Source organism: Yersinia sp. 1652 StPb PI (genome assembly GCF_041538345.1).
Lineage (GTDB): Bacteria > Pseudomonadota > Gammaproteobacteria > Enterobacterales > Enterobacteriaceae > Yersinia > Yersinia enterocolitica_E.
The window spans coordinates 310,773-332,764 of the sequence record NZ_JAULSM010000001.1 but is presented as its reverse complement, the minus strand read 5'-3'; the positions used below and the strand labels follow the sequence as shown (position 1 = coordinate 332,764).

Here is a 21,992-nt window from a genome sequence, read left to right as displayed (position 1 = left end):
AAACCGGTTAAATTTCTTTTGCCAGATAGTGCCGAGTATGTTTTTTGGCATATCCACCTAAATCGCCATAGACACGATAGCCTAACTTTTCATAAAAACCTCTGGCCTGGAAATCGAAAGTATCTACATAAGCCATATGACAGCCGCGTTTTATGGCTTCTTCTTCTGCTTTTTCCATTAATTGGCGACCATAGCCACTTTTACGATATTCATCACTGACCCAAAGATATTGGACCTCAAGCCCACCCCACCAGGTCCTGGCAACCAATCCTGCCACAATTTTGCCGTTGTCGTTGGTAACCGTTAAGAATAGCGGATGAATGTCTACAGCTTCAGTTTTATTATTGTGAGCCCAAAGACTATCAATGACATACTCTTCGTCTTGTGGGTTTGGCGTATCCGTGACGTTAATATTCATTTTCGTAACATACCTTCCTATATTAATAATTCAAATTGCAATCAAATTAATAAACTCCAACTGATTTTAATATCACTTTTCTTAAAGTGTTACAAGAGTGGTTTTCACCCGTTCCCACAATGGCGTTAAGTGTTTATATTTAATGTGACAGAGCTAAAAAATACCAACTTATCTCGTGAATGTTATCTGTTTGGCCTGCTCTGTCTGCAAATACTGATTTCGCCTCACCAGGGCTTTATCGGGGAAACCTATCAATAACTCACGGCTCCACCTGTAGAGCAAGGCTAACTTGCCAAAGGGGGGCCGCTCATCCTCCCCAAAATCCATAAATTTTATTGCTTAATATGCTCATTTAGCGTCTACCCAGTCAAAAACTGGCCGTTCCGTTTTTATTTACCACTCATTATGGGCTTGAGATCAAGCTTGTCGAGAGATCCTCAACAGTAGGTCTGCACTTATATCGTGTTTTAGTACCAGTCCAGCATAAATATTTCTGTATTGTCGCAAATCGGAGGAGTTGACCGCCAACAGGCCATCGAATTTACAATCTATCTTCCATGAGAATAAAGATCAGAGCCATATTAAATAATGAATTAAATGCAATTTAATTTACTTTATTTCTTTTTAACACCATTTATTATTCAATTACCCCTACTTTCATTATCGTACTCTCACGACAAAATACACTATAAGTAACGTTTATATAAACATAATGCGCACAATATTTTTATATTTATATATCAAAAATATTGACTAAGGAGGTTTTTTCGTCACACCCATATTATTTTATATTAATAGCTAGTGTATTATTTTCTGTATTATAACCTTTCCTCCCTGCCCAGGGAGCTATTATATTTACGCTATATTGGACAAGGACTGGAGAACCTACAGCAGAAACCCAGGTGGTCGAAGCAGTTAATCGTTATGTCAGTATTAGATATGAATAATTTACTGACATTTAATTTATAGCTCAATTATTTTGCATAATCATAATCCCGGATCAATTAGAGCATCACAGTTCATAGATTTAAATTATGACTCCAAACGTTCAAGTCTGTGCACCCATCTCAATAAAGTAGTTAACAAATCCAAATAACATCATTTTAAGTCATATTTTCAACATAAAATACTGAACATTCTACTAACTGTAATTTAGTCCAGTAAACCGTCTGAGTGACTATTGAAAAATTAACCACTAAATATTAGGATTAACACCATATATTGTGTCTAGATATAAACGAGATACCATATATGCTACATCAATACTTCTCTTATAAGGATTCAGGCCATGAGTAAAAATACAAAACAAACATCTGGCAATGTAGCTTCCGTTGCTGCGAAGACTTTAAATGACCCTAACGCTTCTGCAATCCAGAAAAGCCTTGCTGGTTCTGCTCTCTCCCAACGAGGAACACCAAATCAGACAAGTGGAGAAATGGAACATAAAGCATCGGTTGCACTTGATAACCCAAATTCCTGTGCATTGACAAAGCAGCTAGCGGCCTCTGTGTTAGCACAAGCGAATAAAGATCGTAAATAAGTTCCGTCTTAATTAACTACTGGGGCTAACGCCCCTTTTGTCGATGGCTGACCAGCTGACTAATCAGAATTATCCGCCATCAGTGATCTTTACAGGTTATTTTTCTTGGCAAAATCAAACGACCGAATCATCCGTTTCCGGTTGGCATCTAAATAATCAGCCCCCATTGGATCGCTCAGCTTTATGGATATAAGCCGCACGTACAGAGCTACGTTCTTAATGGCTCATCTACCTCTCTATACATTCCTTCAACCATAACGTCGCCATCTGTGGGCTTATAAGCTTTAGCTTCAAGCTCGGCAGTATAAACATACTCGAACCTGCATATACACAAGCAGGTTGATGTGGGGTAACTCAGATTGACGTCAGTGGACTGAAAAGCGAGGGTAAAGCCTTGCGGGGACTGGGTTATAGATATACAAAAGACGCTCGTAGACGTCTCTTTACATACTAATGGTGCGAAGGCCGGACTCGCCAATATCATACAACCTACTGATATCAATATTATTTATTTTTAACACTAAGAGCTTGTACCCGCACTTGTACCCACAAACAAAAATCCGTACAAAAATCAGACACCGCAAGTGGGTACAGAGCCATATCAGTACAACATCAATATGGCTATCAAAGCAAGGTTTAGGCAGGCCAAAAAGCTTTTATCATTGGCCCCCAATTGCCAACAACCTTGACCATAGTCCGCTAAGAGCTGTGAGTTCAACGGGTCGATGCAACGCTATCCTTAATCAAGGGGGGACGTTGCCATGTAATGGAAAACCGGGAGGCATGGCGTTTTTTGATCTGTGACAACTCTCAGCGTGTTATATACCGGAACAGGTTGATATGACTAAGTTCAACCGTGCATATATTCTGGAGAACGCTATATGGGATAGCGTATCAGGAGATACACAATGACTCTGTATTATATTTCGGCAGTTCGCATGGATGCCAGTAACCAGCACATTGAGTATGTGAAAATCATTAAAGGTGGTAAAGGCGAGGCTGATACAACAATCAATTCTAGGCAGTTCGTTGCAGAATTGATCAACGACGGAGCAACAAAATTTAAAACCATCACCAAAAAAGATGGTAAGTGGGTTAACGGGGCAGATGTTCACGTTATCGATGACATTTACCTTTCGACGGACCGTAACAGTACCAAACGCGATAATCTGGGTAACTTGCCGAAGTTTTAAGCGTACACAATACCCCTTGCCCTAAGTTCGTGAAGCATATGAGTTAATCATTCTCCGGAGATGGCGAAGTCGTAGTCTCCGTTTTATTGCTTTAACAGAAGACTAAAAACTGCTGAATCACCGGCGCTATTCGCCTGGAAAGCAGACTTTGCCACGGGTACATAATTTCTCTTGTAATCGAAAACTGCGTGGTCAGATAGCTAACGAACTCACGTTTTGTCGCTGTTTTTAAAGCTTTTTTCGATGACGTATTTCAGCGCCCTACATTCTAGACTCAGATCGGCGAACATCTGCTTCAGACGACGATTCTCATCTTCAAGATCTTTGATCTTTTTGATATCAGCGGCTTCCATCCCGCCATATTTCGCCTTCCAGTTGTAGTAGCTGGCTTCGGAAATATCGGCCTCTCGGCAAACATCCTTGACGGTCCTCGCCGAAAAATCTGCCGGTTGCCAGAATAAGCAACCAACCTGAAGCTGGTTATTCCTGATTATGCATGGATCATATTCGGGGCCAGGGTCATAACAAAGTTATTTCTGATTCGCTTTTCGTTCCATTTGGGAGATAGGTGTGAGCAGTTATAATTAGCTCACCTTTCGAACCTGATTTGACAATGACAAGGACCGCGAAGTTTGCCCCAACATTTTTATCCTGAACAATTTGAAGCATGGACCTGTCGTCCTTACTGCTGGGGGACGGTTCAAAAGATGGGTGGGAGTGCCATTCACCGATATAATTAAACATCTGATAATTATGGCCTGTTTCGTTAAAAAATTTACTGAGCCCACTGATTGCTTCTTCAAGCCGTCTGACAAAGTAGGCAAATGCACCACAACGATGTACTGTCATTTTGCGTACTATAAATTCATTGGGTCCAATATGTTCCCCCATTAAAATCCCGCCAATTTCGCGGCGCCCGGCTTTAGATAGAGCATCCATTATCACTGCCTGTTGTTCAGCCGGTAGTATCAGGTTCAGCACGTTCCTCTCCTTCATAAATTTGCAGTATCGCTTGTAGGGCAGCTAAACGATCCTCTTCACTGACGCTTGTGTCATCGGTATCCCATCCAGCTCCAGACACATGGACTGGATGCGTGTCAAAAGGTTGCTCAAAAATCCACTCACAACGCATGCCGAGTAAATATAGAGAGTAAGGGAATATGCTGGGATCTCTAGATAATGCTGTATCAATAGCAAGCCTGGTTAGCGCTGTAGCGATAAATCCAACATCACTGTCATATGCGGTCAGAGGCTGTTCTTCACTGCCATCGTAATTTTGGGCGCTATCAAAAGGTGCTTTAGGAAGAGTTGAAAGATGACTATAAAATGCGTCGCGAACGGCCAAAGGGTTTGGGTCATAACCTGGGCGGGAACGAGCAATCATTCCCCCGTACCCTCCTGCAAAGGTTTCCCCCCAACACAGCGGTATCTTATAGCGTTTCGCAAGAGCGGATAACTGAAGAAAAACCTCAGGGTTTGCTGTTGCGTCAATAAGCAGATCGCATTTTGAAAGGTCATTAAGGATGGAAGCCATAAATACCGAGGATTCTTGTCCCGCCAGACGAATAATACTTGCATCGACTTCAATACCCGCAGAAATCAGTGAAAGTGCACTTTTTACGCCCTCTACCTTATGTTCGCCAACATGATTCCAGTACAGCTCGTGACGCACTATATTGCTGGTAGCCAGGTAATCATCATCAACTAACAAAAATCGCTTTATCCCTGACCGCGCAAGCGAGGTTGCGATTTTACTACCCATTGAGCCTAGGCCAATTATTCCGATTCTGATCTTCGTCAGCCGTTGTGATTCCTCTGATAACCTAAGCTCTGTGGATGAAGGCCAAATAATACTGAATTCGTGTATAGTGGGTTCATCATCAGGGTTAAGGTAAAAAGTTCTCAATGACGATCCATCTCTGCCTAGTAACACTATCGTTCTGGCCTTGTACTTATTATCTTCCTGAACCAGAATGTCTACTGTATCAAAGCCCTCATCTGATATCGCCTGAAGTAAATCTTCTGCAGATTTAATTTTCAATTTCAAATCAAATCCTTCACTTTTGAACACCCACCCTTCTCCAGATAGTGAAAGTAAGTAAGTGAATGACCCAAGACTTTGTGGAACGTCTTCGACGTTTTTTAAATTATTCTCTGCATCGGAAATCTGAGTGATGAATGTTACAACCTTGTTAGAACTGAACAGGGTTGCTGTTTTTAAACTGGCTCTGGATAGGGGAGGAAGATTACTCCAAGTTTCCATGATATCGGTGGTTAGTATTAAGCGCCGGATCGAACTCCGCAAAATCTGGCCTTCTGTTAAACGATGTGCCGAAGGGACTGAATTTGGTAGTTCGGGATGCTGCTCTGTGTTCAGTAACTCAAAGGCACTGAGCACCATATCCGCCCCGGTTACGCAAGGCTGCCAGTTATCTGCTCGCCATTGCAGACACAGTGACCCCCCTTCGCCATATTGGTGGTTTGACCACCTCTCGGAACTATCTCTGGGACGGATATAGGGTGGAGAATCTGGAAACGAATCCGGATAAGTCATCTTCCCTTCATAAACGCGACCATGAATAGTCATGTTTATTTCTACTGACAACTTACCATCGCTCTGAAAGCGCAAAGCCATGTTTAGCCACTCTTGCTCACTCTCAAGGCGTTTGAGCTCCTTCTGCTCACGCAAAAAGCGCGCAGGATTCTCCAGTAACCAATTCATCAGGCAAACCCCGCTGATTTATTAGGTGTGACGGGGTGAGCGGGGAAGGATAGAGATGCCGATGCGCTGACAGCTGGGCGCATGAGAGATTTGGACATATTCGTGTCCTGAGAGATTTCTGTACTGAAATAATCAGTGTTGAAAACCCTATCCCAGGCAAGCGCGGCTTTTTCACGAGTGCAGTTATACTGTTCAAGCACTTCAAGTTCATTTAGCGCCTCAGTTAGGCATTCTCGAAAGAAAATTACGGCCTCATCATTTTCTTCTGCAAGATTCTTATCTGCAAACACCGGATGCCCGATGCGCTGGCTAAATGTCAGCTGAAATTCGATGACCTTCCACGTTTCACGTAAAGCATCATCATCTCGGCCCGCCTGACAAACAAAATGATCTACAACTAATTTCGAAATACAAATACCGCTGTTGGTTTTCTTTTTCCATGAGGTACGGGAACGAGCCATTTTCTTGGTCAGCTTTGTAACACGGCGAAGTTGGCTGGTATCAGCCTGACTAGTTTTAAGCTCTGAACCAACAGCATTGTTGTACCATCGGGTAACCTTACGGGCATCGGATTTAGTCCATTCATCGCCACTGGCGAGCTCATATTCAGTTGTTTCGTTACCCCAAAAGTCCTTTGTGATAAATGAACGGTATATTGGGATATCGATGTGATAACCATCAGGGTAGAGTTGGCGAACGCAATTTGTCTTAACAACAGCATCATAGGCCAGCCTGTCGTCTTTCAACGCTTTTCGAACTCGCTTTCGTGCATCCTGCGCACCAAGATAATTACCGTCTCCATCTTTCAAGTCTTCTTTGTTGAAATAAATTCCGTCATCGATGTCGTAATCACATAAATCGTCCTGGACCATGGTGCGCATCGCATAAGAACCTTGAGAGCTAAATTCTTTTGGCAATGGATGGGATGAGCGAATCAGGCCATTTTCGAGCCGTTTTCTTCCATTATCACGACGGTCACGCATTTCAGACTGGTCGGTGTTTGACAAAGTTACTTTGTCTGAATGATACCCTTTCATTTCTTTATTACAGTCAATTAACGTCATGCTGATCTCCCAGAGATTTAAATTTAGGTATTAGATTTAATCGACAGGGCGGTTCGAAATTCTTTCATGTGATTATTTGATTCGGCCAGAGCCCATGCGTAATCAACGTCGGACACTGCCTGCCGGGCTAATGCATTAAGTACTCTTGGACGTGCGTCATCCATATTTTCGAGGTATTTGTGTAGCTCCCCAGAGGGGCACTGAGCTGGCATTCGGTATGCAAAACTGCCATTGCCTCTCAACTCGGCAATTTTCCGAGCCATATAATCGCAAGCAACCGCCTGGGCATTCATACTCGCAGTGATTGCTTTGAGGCCGCCAGACCATCCCAAAGCTCCACGGTGCAACATACTGCTACTGGCAAGTTCCTCACCTCCCTGAACAGGAAGAGTGCCCAGCATGAATAAGTGCACAGGGCGTTCAGTCTCTCCCCTGAGTTGGAGAATTTCATGGGCTTCGATCATGCCTACAGCACCTGGATTATTAGCCCAGAGCCCACCGTCAACGTAATCGACGATTGCTCCGCCAGAGCCTGGCTCCTCAAGGCGTGCAATTGATCGGAGGATAGGTGCAGCACTAGTTGCCATACATACATCAACCAGTAGTCGATCATTGTCTCGTCCATTTAGGCGAGCCATATGCGGTGTTTTAAATACAGTTGAGGAGTGACGATTTAAATCTAAAGTAGTGATGGCTAAACCGATCCCTCGGCGTTCATAAACTTTGCCGATAGTTTCTTCACCAAAGGTATCTTTAAGCACTTTGCGTAAGGCAAAATCACCTGAAGCTAGTCCCGAGCATAACCCGCGAACGTATTTACCTACAAAAGGAAGGGCACGGAGTCGCTGCCGTGGAAAAATATCTTTACCGTAAGTCTGGTAAAGCTCGAGAACCTTCTCAAGCTGAATACCAGCGGCTAATGCGCAAGCAACGATTCCTCCTGTACTGGTACCTACGAGTAGATCGAAGGCAGAACCAGGGTCAGACTGTTTAAAACCTGTCTGATTTAGCCTTTGAGAAAAAGTCTGTAAGTACGTGGCCTGATAAACACCACGCATTCCACCACCGTCTAAGCACAAAACACGAAATGGGTTCATTTTCACTATATATGCCAAAATAAAAATGGGTTAGTTACTATATATAGTGATTTCAACCTTTTTTCAAGTCATGCTGGATATAATCACATACTGTGACCTGCACCCCGTCAGTCAACACTAAGTGCTGTTAGCTACTTCCGCTTTTGGCACAGAGCGGCTACTCAGTTAGGTTAACTTTTGTGTCTAGGTTCCTAGGGTGAACGATGATGTTTTTGCTGGATATACTCAAGTAGAATGCGAAAAGGAATTCAAATCAGATGGAATTATGCACACAGGAAAGGCACCTTTCAGGATGCTGGTAAAAATTACCGAACAAGCAGATCCAGCCAATCTGGGTTCTCAATTTTACGGGAATAGGGCAGCATCGCACGATTAATCAGCTCAAAGAATTCTGACTCCTCCATCCTTACTGCTTCGCTTGTGCCAGGTCCCTCCCATTCATCAAAGAGATGCCAGTAAAGCGATTTCAGGGTATCGACCACCGCCGCGAAAATCTTTACGTCAGGTTCAAGCCAATGACACACCAGAAAATACATTTTCTGTTCTGCATCATGGATGGACGCGCACTGGGAAAGTTGACTCATAAATAGCTTGATCCAGACCAATGCTGCTGTTTTTAGCGGTGGCAGATCTATCCGCTGCTCTGCCATGTACCGTGACATATATAATTCAACCTCGGTCCGTTCAGGTTGCTTATCAAGCCCCAGTGAAGCGAGAATTAAAAGAGTCTCCGAATCATTTCCTTCGGTGATTTGATCTTCAGCCCATGCAATGATCAGGCAGTCCAGATCATTGTGGAGAAAGTGATATTTCCGTGAAAAAACAAGCAGCCCGAGCAGGTCATTGAATGTGTATTGAGATGGCATCTGATATTCCCTTACCTGTATTGTTTACATGAACCCTGGCAGTGATAATTTCTGAGTCCATCATTAATTGAACGGTGGGCCTATATAACCGAATGAAACTCCAATTAACCTTCATTTTATCTTAACTATTGATATAAATTCTATAAAGAGTAGTGGCATACCGATTTTGGCCACATAAGCAGAAGTGTGAAATGTCCGCTGCTGGCACTTATCCGACGGTCAGATTTAATAGTGCCCTACCAGAGGGCACCGTTAGATAAAGGCACAGCTAATACAACCTAACATGCACAGTTGCCCTATACCCGTTCTGGCAATATGCTTGGGTAATGTTTAGCGATGATATCGTTCATCTTGTCCATCAACCCAGGTTTCCTAAATGTCAGATGCGCTGAGCCCTTCATAAAGTATTTTATCGCAAAATAATCGTCTTCATAAACTTTCGTCATTTGCCGATTGGCACTCATATGTTCATACAGCCGAGTTGTCACATCTCCCCGGTTGTCCGGGATCGCCTTGCCCTCGAGCAGGAACAACATCCGTTCAAGATCCGCCAGTTGATCCCGCCGGTAGCTGTGGTTCAGGGTAAATCCCCATTGGGTGTAACTCACCAAATTGTTGACGATAATTTTCTTGCCAAACTTACAAGGATGGTTGCTCTTGTAATCCCATGATAGCGACTTGAACACATTAATCACCCCTCGCTCAAATACGTTGTCCTTATCACGGTGCAACTGCTCAAATGTGCTGTAAATACTTTCCTCGCTAATGGCAGGAATATTATCCCCCTCAAGGTTTCTGTACCACTGGTCACGGGCCAGGGCATCCATCAGGCTCAGCATCCCTGATTTTTTCATCAGGTCTCGCCATATACCGCGATCGAGATTGCAGGTAATCACTTTCATGGCTGTTTCTGCTTTCTCCATGAACCAGCAGCCAGTACGGAAGTCTTGCCGCATGGCCCAGTCCTTTGCAATTCCACCGCCGATGCTGCTGGTGATGGCTGAAATATCCTCAAGCTGGTGGATAAGCGCGTCAATCTGCACCAGCGCGGTGTTACGCATGGTGATGATACGTTCAATGCTGGTGGAGCAAATCACATCGGTGTGGCCGGTTAGAACCTGCGGCTCGTCGATAACTGCGCTAAGTGAAGTAGACATCGTAGGAACTCCATAAAAGCAAAACGCCAACTATTGTTGTTGGCGTCGAGGAAGAGGGATGTTTCAGGTGCCAGTGTCTGCTGTTCAAGACAGCTCCTGATACACCGAGATATAGACATAACCGTGACTGCCCAGCGTATCCGCATCGCAGGTAAAACCAGCGTGCTGAACAGTCACGCAGTGTTGACGGCGCTGATCGAGTTCACCGGAACGCAGACAGGTTTCCAGGTGTTCAATCAGTACAGGGAACGCGGTATCTAACGTTTGGAGGATATCTGGGGCGAATGTGCCGACAAAACCAGCACGGTCAGCCAGAAAATGCAGATGCGCTCCCTCCTGAACCAGTCGGGCTCCCAACCGCGGCGTAATATCGCATTGCAGGCCCCATGCCGGGGAAGTGCTCGTGTTGTTATTCATGTTAAATTTTTCTCTGTGGTTGAATAGGGTTTGGGGAATTACATGGGGTATAGCAAGGTGGGCGGAAAATGCGCTCGCCACAGGCCAGCAGCCTGGCGAGCACGAGCGATATCGCCCTTACTCAGCATCGGGTCCTGCGCCAATGCATTGAACCCGTTACGACCAATTCGCACTAAGGCATATTTCTCAACCAGTGTGTTGATGGTGTCGCCGACTGAAATCCCTTGTTCAATCTGCTGTGCAATCACCTGTTCATCGTGATAGGGCGTATCGTTGAGGCTCAGGCCGTAGTGGTGCTCCAGCAGAAAAGCGAGCAGTTGTTGATAAATAAAGGGCACGGGCAATGCGCCCGGTGGGGTGGGTCGTGGTTTCATGGGGATGTTCTCATGATGGATGGCGTTGAATTACGTCAGGAGACGAGCTGTGTTACCACTTAGTTTGATGTACGTTTTGTCTCACCAGTCGAACGTGGCGAAACCGGGCAACATATCTCCCAGAGCATCAATATGCAGGTAGGTTGGCCCATGATGTTTCATTAATGTGGCAACCAGCCGCGTTCAGCAAATGACACGATATCCAGACCGCCAACAACCAGATGATCTAGCACTCTCACATCAACCAGGCCCAGCGCGTTGACCAGCCTGTCGGTGATCTGTCGATCGGCCTGACTGGGCTCGGCCAATTGGGACGGATGGTTGTGCGCCAGTACGGCACTCGCCGCATTGTGCTTCATGGCCGACTTCACCAACTCACGCGGGTGAACGGTAGTACTGTTGATGGTGCCGGTAAACAACGTCTCCTGAGCCAGCAGACGGTTTTGATTGTCGAGCCACAGCACGATGAAGACTTCGCGCTCGAGCCCGGTCAGATGCAGGCGCAGCCAGTCGCGGGTCACGTGGGTGGAGGTAAACGCGACACCCGGCTCCCGCAACTGTCTTGCCAGCAGGTTCAGGGCACGTCGGATAGTGCGTTGTTCGCCGGGTGACATTTCTGCCACTGTTGGAGATAACGCTATTTTCATGGTGAGAGGTCCTTGTTGCTCAGTCAATCAGGGAGAAAATGGCGCGGCTTTCGGGGTGGTGCAGTGCGTATTTCCGTAGCCAGTAGAAGTGTTCGGTCATGGTCTCGCTCTCGGTGCTGCAGGCATAATGGCTGTAGGCCATCAGGCAGGCGGTGATACCCGCAGCTTCACGACTGACGGTGGCCCCGTTGCCATTGAGTGCGTTAAACAACACATAGTCTTGCTCCGTGCCCGGCACCATAAATGCCCCACCGTTGGGCAAGGTGTAGAAGTCCCAAAAATCGCCCTGATAGTCAGCACACAACCGGTCAAGACAGCGAAAAACCTGTGGTTCAATCAACGCCCATTTGGGCACCTGACCAAAGTATTTTGGCCAGAAATGGATGCGTTGCGCATCAGAAACCCGAGTGGCAGTTAGTGTGCCCGTCTGAGCTGGGGTTGGGGTATTCATGAGTAATATCCTTCTTTATATGGGGATAAATAGCAAAACAGGCCCCTCCGGAAAACCGGGGAGCCTGCTCATGGAATGGGTAAAGAATGTGATTTAATATTTAAAGTCGTGAGTGGAGGCAGAACACGGGGAGAGGCAACATCTCTTAGATTAAAAACCCGTTATCGTGGAGATAACGGGCGGTGGTTTTCCCTGAATATTGGCATAACGCCTGTGCCTGGCCGCTGTTTTAAATACATTTTGCTGACAGGTAACCCTATCAATTTTATCGATGGGTAAAGAGAAAAGATAATGGGTTGTGCAGATCAATAACGCGAAACCGATCGTTGAAATCGATCGTCACCGAAGCCGTGAGGCTGGGTCACACCACTGCCTGTTTAAGCTGTTCAGCCATGACCCACAGCGCCCGATTGAGTTTGATGTCACCATCAATACCATTGATAGCACGGGTTTGTGCCCGTTTGCCTGTGGCGCTGCGACCCGATAATCCCCCTTTGGTCAGATTCTCCTGCACACGCTGAAATGTTGTCCACAGGTCATCTTTTTTATCTTCCCAGCGACGGGGCATCAGGATTTGGGACTCCGTGACCGGATGGTGCTCCTCTCCGTAACGGTAGGTCAATGCATGTTGGTGCTCCGCTGACAGCGTTAATGACTGCATGCTTTCACGACTTTCTTCTATCTGGTCAAATATCCCCAGCACTTCGTAGGCCCCTTCAATCACCTTTTCCACCACATCCCCTTTATGCGGCACACGAATTTCGCCAAAACTCTGACCACAAACCAGGCCGTTGCTGCAAATTTCACGGAACATCCCCGGTAGCATTTGATAGCTGCTAGAGCCATCGTGAATGTTGAGCAAAACAATCTCCTGCACTTCTCTCTGCGTAATTTGCCCTATTCGGCGCAGTCGCACCATATGCTTGGTGTGCTCACGTTTATCCAAATCTCGTACTCGGGTCTGGCAGGCAAAGAACGGCACAAACCCTTCTTCACGCAACTTATCCAATAGTATAATAGTAGGGATATACGTGTATCGGGCGCTGCGGGAGGCATGTTTGTCTTCGCCAAACACGCTGGGCACATAGTAGGCTAACTCATCATGGGTCAGGGGACGGTCGCGGCGAACAGAGTTCACCCGACCAAAACGGGACGCTAAACGGGTCATCAGTGTTTTCTCCAAATAAAAGGCCCCCAGTCTAAATAGACTGAGGGCCAGTAGGGTGACGATGTATAAAGAGTAAAGTCAGTGGTGAATAAGCATCGTGATATCGCTATTCAGTTATCGTTCACTTGCTCACTCCTTTTGTGGGCGATTAAAGGCTACCTGATTCAGCAATACCGTCATCTGCCAGTGCGTGGCTAATGTTATTCACCACCGTATGGGTATCGAGTTTTATCTCTGCCAGCAGTTTTCCGGATTCTGGCGCACCTTTATAAACGTAGAGTGAAGCGACGGGCTCACCGTCATCGTTTGTTCCGGCGGAGACCTGATAGCGGGTATCACCCTTTCTGACGGTGAATTCCTGAATGCTGATAACCTGATTATTCTGGTATGCGTAAGTGGTGTTGGCTGCCGGAACAGTGATATCCATTTCTTTATGTGGGGAGCCGGTCTTACCAAAAGAGTAAGACACGTAAGGGGTATCCATGCAGATAGTGACTTCTTTGTTATGGTTGAGCGTTTTGGCATAAAAAACAGGTTTTACACAGCGCGAATTGTCAGCCTGTACTGCATGTACACATGACAACAACAGCCCAGTGCTTAAGAGAAAAACGCGGACGAGACTTTTAAATTGACCTTTCATTTTCATTCCTCCCACTCAGGTAAAACGACATAAATATCCCTGCCCCTGACTTCAATCGTCATCGGCTCTTTATTACCGGTGTTCATCAGGGCCTGTGCCCGATAAAAACGCCCGCTGACCTCTTCCTTTAAGTCCGTCACGCGAATACAGCGTTCATCAATACCTTCCTGTTTCATGAGCTGGGTAACAATAGAACAAGCGCTCTGCGCAAGTTGTTCTGTACCCGACTGCTTTTTAAATTGCTCACCGGCTATCACCGACAAAACAGTACATATCAGCCATACCTGCAACAAACGCCAGGGTTTCCCCTGACGTTCGTCACGTTGCCGCAGATAAACCATGGGTAGCAGAAAATACCAAAACGAAGGCGGTACTTTTTCTTGTTTCATCAGGCTTAACCGGTCAAGAAGGGTCCAAACCAGTGAGAGAACCAGATAAAAGCCAAGGGCAATCTCTTTAGGAAAGAAAATGGCGAAGGGTGCCCAGAGTAGTGGAAGAACAATGGCCAGAGCCCAGGCATAGCTGTCCTGCTTGGACAGAGGATAAGGTTTTAGCATGGGGACCTCGTATCGTGCAGCATAAAGGCCAGATAAGGGAAACCGCGTTGCATCATGGGAATACTCCTGTATTCATCAATAAGTAGACGGAAATTAAGGGGTGACGACCGTTCTGGAAAGGGGATCGTAGCGAGATGTGGGAAAGAGAGATAATCGTTAATTAAGATCAATAAGCTAAAACCGATCGTTAAAACCTATTGGTTTCTTGATGATAAAATCAATTATTGATAGTCATTGACTATCATAAATAGGTGTTCGATCGGCGAAACAGATCGAACGAATAAACCGTTGGCCGTGAGAAATCAGAACAGGAAATGCCAGACAGCGTGAACAACCGAAAGCAGTCGGTGGCGAAGCCGTTTAAGCTGATGCACCAGCGCACCGGTGGTTTGCATTGCAGAGAGCGCATCATCGAAAATATCGCCCACGCCACGGGCAAAGTTGTCGCGCGCCGTGTTGATCACGTTCTCCGTACGATAACCCGACTCCAGTTGGCGTGTGACTGCACTGCTGGCGTTATCCGGCAAAGCACGAATGAAGGTTTCGGCCCAGAGGAGCATATTGAACCCCTCCGACGCCGATACGGCCAGAACAGGATGTCGGGGTGAAAACAGCGCATTGACCTGCGCTATTTTTACCTGCAAGTGCTGTTGCTGACGTAAAGAAGGTTGGTGAGTGACGAGGTCCCATTCCCGGCAGGGTTCAATTTTATCAGCCTGATTGAGGACGAAAAGAAAGCGCACGGGGTCTGCTCCCTGCGAAATCAATTGCCGATAGCAACGAATGTCATCGTTCCATGCCCGGTCATCAGCTTTAAGCACCCAGATAATCAGGTCCAGTTGACCCAGCCAGTGTTGATATAACCGCGTATAGATGCGGTCAAGTTCGGGCGTTTCACCTATTCCCGGAAAGTCCACGATGAGCAACGCATGCGGCGCAAGAGCCCATTGATACGTTTGTACACGGCGGGTACATCCTTTAATGGCGCTGACCTTGGCGGGGGGCGGATTGAATAAGGTATTGCAGAGGCTTGATTTACCCACACCGGTCTTTCCCATAACCCCAATAGTGGGTTCGTAATGAATGCACTGATGTACATGTTTGAGAATGGTACGGGAGAGATGATGGCTGATACAGTGGGCTGTATCAGCAGGAAAAGGAGAAAGTACCGATTTTAGTAACGAGTTAACATCGAACTCTTTATTCATTGATATCACCTGAGATAATAAATCAATTGATTGCTACAGGAGTAATATCTTTCTCAAAATATATCCAAGTGAAATCAGCCTGTTAATATACATTTCTTAGTAGGTCACTCCCATTTAAACAAAAGCGCTCTTTTTTATATGTTGGTCCTACCCCCATAAAAATATTATTGCCTAATGAACGTTTTTTCCCCAAATCAGTTCCCTCCAATCTGTCCTCAAGTTTTTTGGGTGTCTGATATACAGGAATAAAGAAACCTCCAACATCATTGCTATACTTCATTCTTTCAAACAAAGGCATAATGCCGGTATATTTTCCAGATAATGATCTTTTCCACTCCGATCTTACAATATCTGTTTGTCTCAAATACCTGATACTAAAAAAGTCACAACACCCACCATATTCATCCCATAATTCTTGAGTAAGAATGAGAGGCAAATATATAACGTTATAGGAAACATTAACTGAGTTAACATGCGGATCTTCATAAACTCTCCCCTCAAAGAACGTCTTCAAAAAAACAACATCAAATACACCTTGTGGCCGACGAATATAGTGACCCAATGCCTTCTCATGAAAATCATTATGAATCCCCATATTCACTCCATCCGTGATCATACCAATTAAATTCCCCACATCCAGTACCGGAGATGAATTCGGAATACTGCTACCAATAATGTAGTTACCTGAATACGTCAACATTTGAACAGGTGGATGATAGGTATCATAAATTGTTAATGCCGGTCTTAATTTCGATCTACTCCGTCCCAGTTGCATTTCCTGTTTGATTAGTGATTCAAGAAACCCAGACTTTGTAAGGTCTCTTTCTGTGGCAGTATTCTTAGCCCACTCATAAGTAGTCGAGTCAGAGATATACGCCGTTATTTTGTGCTTACTTGCCATACCCTCTAGTCCTTTTTCGTCGATGAGAAACATCAAAGTAAGTTACTTTACATCATGATTAATATCAAAAGTAATCTTTATAAAGAACCTTACTTTTAAACAAAAACATAATAATCAATATATTATAAAAACGCTCTATTTAAGGAAATTACAGAGATATTAAGCATTACAGGGAAGGAGGAAGCCATGGGAACCATGGCTATGATGCGTGTACTGTAAAAAAATACTGCGCTTACCATCAGAAGAGGCGAGACTGTTTTCCCTATTCGTAACTTCATCAGCCCTGTTGCACAGGCGTCATGCATCGTCGTTGATAGTCCAGACCCGATCCTTTCCGATAGCCTGAAACCTGAATATTTACAGTACGTATATGCATATGAAGGGAGTCATCATTAAACATGCCGAACACGTAAAATCATGCTGATGAAACGTCGAACTCCACAGTTCATTTACGTAGTTTTTTTATTCCTTATGAAAAGCTAACTTCAGAGTAAAAATAAGCAGCAAACAATACACGCTAGCCCCACAAGAACTTAGTGCTGCAAGACATGACGTTCTTAGGGGATGCATGAAGTACTATCGGTTATTAATAATATATATACAACAAGAGTAATACATATAACAATAATATATATACAACAAGAATAATATATACAGCCATGAAAGAAAGCATACTAATCTAATAATAAAAAAACAAATACAGAAAACAACAATCTAATAAAACAATACAATTAAAATTGTAAGCCAGCATTAAAAAACAACCTTCACCACAACACTATGAAATACTAATGAACTGCTTAACCAATAATCTCATATGAGTAAGCCATAGCTAACTCTGATAATGGTAAAGGTAACTTCTTAGTTGCAATACTATGTATTCATCATGTTATCTGTCAGCGTGAGAAAAATATGCATCAGGATAAGTCTTGATGGCTTATGAAATAATTAAAATACATGCAGGACATTAAGTTACAAATGTAAATAAATGGCTTTGCAAGACACTCTCCCTAAGTGTAAGTGATTTATGCCAATGTCTCACGGATGTCTTTATGAGACGCCGACTTTTTGTAAATATAACAAATCAAGAGTAAGAACTATGACGGATAAACAACCCAATAAAACATACCCGACCAATCTGGCAACGCATAATTATCTTTATCTAGCACGATTCGGTAGTACCGTGCGCAATGCTCTAATAACGCACCCACGGTTACTGGTTATTCGCGTTGACTTGCGTTTTCCCGATAACTATGACGTTGAAGGTAATAAAGCGATGAAAGCCTTTATGGCGGCAATCACATCAAGACTTGAAGCGCGATACAAACGAAAAAAGAAAGAAAATCCTGGCAAACAGGTGCATTACTCTGAGCTGCACTACATCTGGGTGAGGGAGAATAATCAGTGCGGCAAAAAGATTCATTATCACACACTGCTTATGTTCAATATGGACGTTTTCAACTCGCTGGGCAACTACTGGCAAGAGGGGAATCTGGCTGACCTGATTATCAATGCGTGGCTGAGTGCGCTGAAGTTGGAAGGTAAGGAATATCGTGGTCTGGTCTATTTTTGTAAGTCTCCCTGCTATCGCCTTAACCGGGCCAATCTGAAAGCCACAGACGACTACAAAAAACTCATGGAACGCACCGAATACATGGCGAAGCACAGGACCAAAATATACAGCAGCAGGATCCGCTCTGCGGGAAGTTCCATATATGACGAACAAGAACAGGAAAACAAGCTCACACGACAGACTGCACGAAAAACCCGCAAAGACGCTAAGAGAGAGGTACTGAAGGGTATCCAACACAATAAACAAACAGGATATCATTAGTTTTTTACATGGCCTTCCATCCACTGAGGAAGGCTGTCACACACCTGAAGGCAGTTCATTCCTCCTTTACTCACTTAAAGGAGATTTAATCATGAATACCCCCACCCCATCCCTTCTAAACGATCAACTTGTCGATATGGTATTTATCACGCAGTTTACGCAGCTTACTGATAAGTGGTTTTACAAACTGATAAAAGATGGCTCATTCCCCAAACCCATTAAAATGGGGAGAAGCTCTCGGTGGCTAAAAAGCGAAGTAGAAAGCTGGTTAAATGAACGTATTGCCCAGTCCCGCCAATAGCATCTTGTTTAGCAATTAATCGACACCAACCTCCCCACGATTTCCGCCTACTGCTTGCATCAATATCAGCCCTCAAGGGTCGGATGACGCATGCCTGCAATTTGGAGAAAAGGGGTTATACATCATTATGCGCGGGTCACTACTATGGGAGAAATACTGCAAACACTGCAAAACCAACACTCACAGTATCAAATACATCCCAAACAAGCTTCTGAGCCTCAATTTTCTCACTGTATAGCTATACACCCAAAGCAATTCCATGGACCGCCATATATACCGTAGGCCGATTTAACCAAACGTAAAACTTAGGGTAATTAAGGATATCATCATGTATCAACGCATCAGAACCGCCCTGACAACAGAGGGCTCACGAGTTAATAGTGCAAGTGTTTTTCTAGGTTCAGCAACTGAATGCTATTACTGCCCTTCCTGCCATAACCCACTGCAATTACAACATACTCATGTCGCAGGGCGTCTATTCATTCATGACCAGGAGCATCCCGATTTTAACCCCGATATAAACTGTAAATACCGAGCAAAAATGGCATCAACATCGTCACAAACTACTGATACCTTAAGTACCCTGCGCAGGACTATCATGGCTCAACATGCGCCATTGAGTTATCTGCCACACAGAGCTTACTTCTGTGTGCTATGCCAGCATAAGTATACTGGGCCAAAGACATGCCCCCAATGCCAACAACTCCTGTATACGACGGAAAGCAGTTTGAGCGATGACCATCAGGCTGCTCTGAGTGTCAAACCCGACGTTATTCTACGGTAATAACAACCGCTAAAGCAGTACTTTTGCCTGTAAACGGCCGTTTGGAAAACGTTAAGATTACCGCCTCCTTCAGAATCGGATATAGTTCCCTTCCATTCTGATTGATTAATGCTGTTGCTATCGTATGAACCTCAATCGCTTCTGTTATTTTCTTCTGGCCTTAGTTGCTATCGGCTGCTCATTTTTGCTTCATCCTCTTGTGATGTGGTTCCTGTTCGCTAACGTGTTGACGCTCGTGGTTTATGGTGTAGATAAAATGGCGGCCCGCAAAGCCTGGCGTAGAGTGTCTGAGTTCACCTTGCTGGTGTTTGGATTCGTGGGTGGATGGCCCGGAGCAATTCTCGGTCAGCAAATCTTTCGCCATAAAACACAAAAGCAGCCCTTTAAAACGTACTTCATCATCAGTGTGATATTGAATATAGTAGTGCTAGTGGCGCTGTATCGACTCGTTCCCTACTGAGCACCGAGCCTGACCTGTGCACCCCGTGCTGACAGGTCAGATAGGCCGGGTTAAGCCATGTCCCTCGACATAATCCAGATTCAATCACTGTCCCTGTGTTGTTCTGATCTCTTATCATAGCTACCGTCTTTGTACTTCACGGAGGCTTCAGGTAGCCATTTCTCGATGTAGTTCAGCCCAAAACCCTGCAATTCCATACCTACTCCTGTTTAACTGGCTGCTAGTGCCGCAGTACCCGCACAGAGAATAAATATTCAAACAAAGCCAAACCTTAAGACCAATTCTTTATTTGTTTATAATAAGTCAGGGTAATATACTTAAAAATGAATATAATCCATTGAATTATACTTTTAAAAAAATCTCCCGTGTTTAATATTATTTCTTCCACATCAGATCGTTACACAAAGAGGCTACCGTTAGCCTTTCATTTCATCAATTGCAGTAGTTAGGCTAATAGATATAATACGCCGAAATAATAAATCCAATAAAAACTGGAATGGATGCCATGTCTAAATATTTACAGATAGCAGCCACTTTGCTGTCCCTGTCATTCTCATTTACTGCTTATGCCAATATGCTGAGCCCTGCTGATAGAAATACTATTCAGCAGCAACAGCGCGATATTTTGGAACAGAACCAGCGCCAGCGTCAGGAATTACAACGTAGCCTAACTCCCGAGCTCGTCGCACCAAAACCGCTCCCAGCACCGGCTGGCGCCTGTTTTTTGATTAATACTGTTCATCTACAAGGCGCAGACCATTTACCTGCACGGGACAAACAAAAATTACTTCAACCTTACTTGAATAAATGTCTGGGCTTAAGTCAGATCCAGACCTTAATACAAGAAATGTCTGATTGGTATATTTCGCGTGGTTATATTACCAGTCGGGTATTTCTGATTGAGCAGGATTTATCACAAGGCACCCTACAACTGGCTGTGCTGGAAGGTAAACTACAAAAAATCGAGCTAGATGGAAAAACTTCTCGCCAGTTAAAAATGGCATTCCCAGGGCTTGAGGGGAAGATTCTTAATCTGCGTGATATTGAACAGGGCATGGAGCAAATTAACCGTTTACGCCAAACTCCAGTGCAAATTGAAATATTGCCAGGGACCGAAGCCGGTTATTCCATCGTCAATCTCACCGCGACACCTGAATTTCCTCTAAATCTTGGTGTCGGTTTTGATAATAGTGGGCAAAAAAGTACCGGTACTGGCCAGATTAATGGCTCGCTAACAGCCAACAATCTGCTTGGTTTAGCTGATCAGTGGTTTGTTTCCGGTTCGCGTAGTAGCGATTTTGCCAGCAGCCATAATGCCCGCAGTGTGCAGACTGGAGTCAGTGTCCCCTATGGTTACTGGCTGGCAGATTACAATTATTCATACAGTGATTACCTCTCCACCGTGACTAACCGTGGCTTTGACTGGCTCTCCAGTGGCGACAGCCAGACGCACCGTTTCGCCATTTCGCGTGTTGTGTATCGGGACAGTGATATGAAAACTGGCCTGTCACTCGGCCTAACCCATCGCCTTAATCGCAATTATCTCAATGACAGTCTTTTGCAAAGCAGCAGCCGCAAATTATCCAGTGTCGTATTGGGGGTTAATCACAGCCAGAAACTCTGGGGGGGTTATAGCACCTTGAACCCCTCTTACAGTCGCGGTGTACCCTGGCTGGGTGCCGAAGATGATAATGGCAAAAATAGCGGCGCACCCAAGGCCGAATTCAATAAGTGGACGCTGTCCGGCAGTTATTACCTGCCTCTGGCGCAGGACTGGAGCTGGCTCACCAGCTTCTACGGTCAATGGACACCCGATAATTTATACGGCAGTGAACGACTGACTATTGGTGGTGAAACCTCTGTGCGCGGCTTTAAAGAACAGTATCTGTCCGGCGATAAAGGCGGTTATTGGCGCAACGAGGTTAACTGGTCACTGACCACCCTGCCGTTACTGGGGGATATCACTGCGCTGGCAGCCATTGACGGGGGTTATCTGCGCCATGACACTGCTGACAGTTATGCCTCTGGCAAGTTGTGGGGCAGTGCCATCGGGTTGGGGCATCGTAATCGCTATTTCAGTAGCCAGTTTACTGTCGGCTGGCCACTGGCATATCCCGACTGGCTGGAGCCAGATCGTGTTTCTGTTTATTACCGTATCAATTTCATTATCTAACTGTTTATAAATAGGGTTATCAG

24 protein-coding genes and 1 pseudogene are annotated in these 21,992 nt (G+C 45.0%); 7 read left to right on the top strand and 18 right to left on the bottom strand.

Annotation, left to right across the window (positions count from 1 at the left end; translation table 11 throughout):
• Positions 1–7 precede the first annotated feature (7 nt).
• Positions 8–418, bottom strand: a complete 411-nt coding sequence (locus Q2T71_RS01580) for a GNAT family N-acetyltransferase (RefSeq protein WP_083160793.1) — start codon at positions 416–418, stop codon at positions 8–10.
• A 1,288-nt stretch (positions 419–1,706) separates the two neighbouring features.
• On the opposite strand from Q2T71_RS01580, the gene Q2T71_RS01575 reads away from it, so the two are divergent.
• Together Q2T71_RS01575 and Q2T71_RS01570 are read left to right on the top strand one after the other, a co-directional pair.
• On the top strand, positions 1,707–1,958 hold the full coding sequence (locus Q2T71_RS01575; RefSeq protein ID WP_372557899.1) for a hypothetical protein: 252 nt from the start codon (positions 1,707–1,709) through the stop codon (positions 1,956–1,958).
• A 908-nt stretch (positions 1,959–2,866) separates the two neighbouring features.
• A complete protein-coding gene (locus tag Q2T71_RS01570; protein ID WP_028725237.1) occupies positions 2,867–3,151 on the top strand; it encodes a DUF3892 domain-containing protein in 285 nt (94 codons plus the stop codon).
• A gap of 172 nt (positions 3,152–3,323) precedes the next feature.
• Here the strand turns inward: Q2T71_RS01570 and Q2T71_RS01565 are convergent.
• The 17 genes and pseudogenes from Q2T71_RS01565 to Q2T71_RS01485 all read right to left on the bottom strand — a co-directional run.
• Positions 3,324–3,642: pseudogene (locus Q2T71_RS01565) on the bottom strand (transposase); the annotation flags it as partial.
• 28 nt (positions 3,643–3,670) lie between these two features.
• Positions 3,671–4,132 carry a Mov34/MPN/PAD-1 family protein gene (locus Q2T71_RS01560; protein ID WP_372557898.1) on the bottom strand — a complete coding sequence of 154 codons (462 nt, stop codon included), beginning with the start codon at positions 4,130–4,132 and terminating at the stop codon, positions 3,671–3,673.
• Positions 4,107–5,873 (bottom strand): ThiF family adenylyltransferase, encoded by a 1,767-nt coding sequence (locus Q2T71_RS01555; RefSeq protein ID WP_372557897.1) that lies wholly within the window; start codon positions 5,871–5,873, stop codon positions 4,107–4,109. Before Q2T71_RS01555 ends, Q2T71_RS01560 begins: the two co-directional genes overlap by 26 nt.
• Positions 5,873–6,937 carry a cyclic GMP-AMP synthase DncV-like nucleotidyltransferase gene (locus Q2T71_RS01550; RefSeq protein WP_372557896.1) on the bottom strand — a complete coding sequence of 355 codons (1,065 nt, stop codon included), beginning with the start codon at positions 6,935–6,937 and terminating at the stop codon, positions 5,873–5,875. Before Q2T71_RS01550 ends, Q2T71_RS01555 begins: the two co-directional genes overlap by 1 nt.
• Before the next feature lie 23 nt (positions 6,938–6,960).
• The gene (locus Q2T71_RS01545) at positions 6,961–8,034 is read right to left on the bottom strand and encodes a patatin-like phospholipase family protein (RefSeq protein ID WP_372559813.1); all 1,074 of its coding nucleotides are present in this window, start codon (positions 8,032–8,034) and stop codon (positions 6,961–6,963) included.
• A 305-nt stretch (positions 8,035–8,339) separates the two neighbouring features.
• Positions 8,340–8,900: a hypothetical protein gene (locus tag Q2T71_RS01540; RefSeq protein WP_372557895.1), complete on the bottom strand. Its 561-nt coding sequence runs from the start codon at positions 8,898–8,900 to the stop codon at positions 8,340–8,342.
• A gap of 296 nt (positions 8,901–9,196) precedes the next feature.
• The gene (locus Q2T71_RS01535; protein ID WP_372557894.1) at positions 9,197–10,057 is read right to left on the bottom strand and encodes a DUF4942 domain-containing protein; all 861 of its coding nucleotides are present in this window, start codon (positions 10,055–10,057) and stop codon (positions 9,197–9,199) included.
• Between the two features lie 84 nt (positions 10,058–10,141).
• Positions 10,142–10,474 (bottom strand): type IV toxin-antitoxin system YeeU family antitoxin, encoded by a 333-nt coding sequence (locus tag Q2T71_RS01530; protein ID WP_372557893.1) that lies wholly within the window; start codon positions 10,472–10,474, stop codon positions 10,142–10,144.
• Positions 10,475–10,512: 38 nt separating this feature from the next.
• Positions 10,513–10,848: a TA system toxin CbtA family protein gene (locus tag Q2T71_RS01525; protein WP_372557892.1), complete on the bottom strand. Its 336-nt coding sequence runs from the start codon at positions 10,846–10,848 to the stop codon at positions 10,513–10,515.
• A gap of 81 nt (positions 10,849–10,929) precedes the next feature.
• Positions 10,930–11,010: a hypothetical protein gene (locus tag Q2T71_RS01520; RefSeq protein WP_265623162.1), complete on the bottom strand. Its 81-nt coding sequence runs from the start codon at positions 11,008–11,010 to the stop codon at positions 10,930–10,932.
• Positions 11,010–11,495 carry a DNA repair protein RadC gene (gene radC / locus Q2T71_RS01515; protein ID WP_372557891.1) on the bottom strand — a complete coding sequence of 162 codons (486 nt, stop codon included), beginning with the start codon at positions 11,493–11,495 and terminating at the stop codon, positions 11,010–11,012. Before radC ends, Q2T71_RS01520 begins: the two co-directional genes overlap by 1 nt.
• Before the next feature lie 19 nt (positions 11,496–11,514).
• Positions 11,515–11,946 (bottom strand): antirestriction protein, encoded by a 432-nt coding sequence (locus Q2T71_RS01510; RefSeq protein ID WP_372557890.1) that lies wholly within the window; start codon positions 11,944–11,946, stop codon positions 11,515–11,517.
• Between the two features lie 361 nt (positions 11,947–12,307).
• The gene (locus Q2T71_RS01505; protein ID WP_372557889.1) at positions 12,308–13,114 is read right to left on the bottom strand and encodes a DUF932 domain-containing protein; all 807 of its coding nucleotides are present in this window, start codon (positions 13,112–13,114) and stop codon (positions 12,308–12,310) included.
• Between the two features lie 148 nt (positions 13,115–13,262).
• Positions 13,263–13,754, bottom strand: a complete 492-nt coding sequence (locus Q2T71_RS01500) for a hypothetical protein (protein ID WP_372557888.1) — start codon at positions 13,752–13,754, stop codon at positions 13,263–13,265.
• A 2-nt stretch (positions 13,755–13,756) separates the two neighbouring features.
• Positions 13,757–14,311: a hypothetical protein gene (locus tag Q2T71_RS01495; RefSeq protein ID WP_265527419.1), complete on the bottom strand. Its 555-nt coding sequence runs from the start codon at positions 14,309–14,311 to the stop codon at positions 13,757–13,759.
• A 302-nt stretch (positions 14,312–14,613) separates the two neighbouring features.
• A complete protein-coding gene (locus tag Q2T71_RS01490; RefSeq protein ID WP_072084660.1) occupies positions 14,614–15,519 on the bottom strand; it encodes a GTPase family protein in 906 nt (301 codons plus the stop codon).
• Positions 15,520–15,601: 82 nt separating this feature from the next.
• Entirely contained in the window at positions 15,602–16,420 is an 819-nt protein-coding gene (locus tag Q2T71_RS01485; RefSeq protein ID WP_372557887.1) for a hypothetical protein, read from the bottom strand.
• Positions 16,421–17,516: 1,096 nt separating this feature from the next.
• On the opposite strand from Q2T71_RS01485, the gene Q2T71_RS01480 reads away from it, so the two are divergent.
• The 5 genes from Q2T71_RS01480 to Q2T71_RS01460 all read left to right on the top strand — a co-directional run bounded on the left by Q2T71_RS01480 (position 17,517) and on the right by Q2T71_RS01460 (position 21,969).
• On the top strand, positions 17,517–18,251 hold the full coding sequence (locus Q2T71_RS01480) for an inovirus Gp2 family protein (RefSeq protein WP_372557886.1): 735 nt from the start codon (positions 17,517–17,519) through the stop codon (positions 18,249–18,251).
• A 91-nt stretch (positions 18,252–18,342) separates the two neighbouring features.
• The gene (locus tag Q2T71_RS01475; protein ID WP_050311259.1) at positions 18,343–18,552 is read left to right on the top strand and encodes an AlpA family transcriptional regulator; all 210 of its coding nucleotides are present in this window, start codon (positions 18,343–18,345) and stop codon (positions 18,550–18,552) included.
• A 328-nt stretch (positions 18,553–18,880) separates the two neighbouring features.
• Positions 18,881–19,336: a putative zinc ribbon protein gene (locus tag Q2T71_RS01470; RefSeq protein ID WP_372557885.1), complete on the top strand. Its 456-nt coding sequence runs from the start codon at positions 18,881–18,883 to the stop codon at positions 19,334–19,336.
• A 124-nt stretch (positions 19,337–19,460) separates the two neighbouring features.
• The gene (locus Q2T71_RS01465) at positions 19,461–19,796 is read left to right on the top strand and encodes a DUF1294 domain-containing protein (protein ID WP_372557884.1); all 336 of its coding nucleotides are present in this window, start codon (positions 19,461–19,463) and stop codon (positions 19,794–19,796) included.
• Positions 19,797–20,292: 496 nt separating this feature from the next.
• Positions 20,293–21,969, top strand: coding sequence for a ShlB/FhaC/HecB family hemolysin secretion/activation protein (locus Q2T71_RS01460; protein ID WP_372557883.1), 1,677 nt, complete (start codon positions 20,293–20,295; stop codon positions 21,967–21,969).
• Positions 21,970–21,992 lie beyond the last annotated feature (23 nt).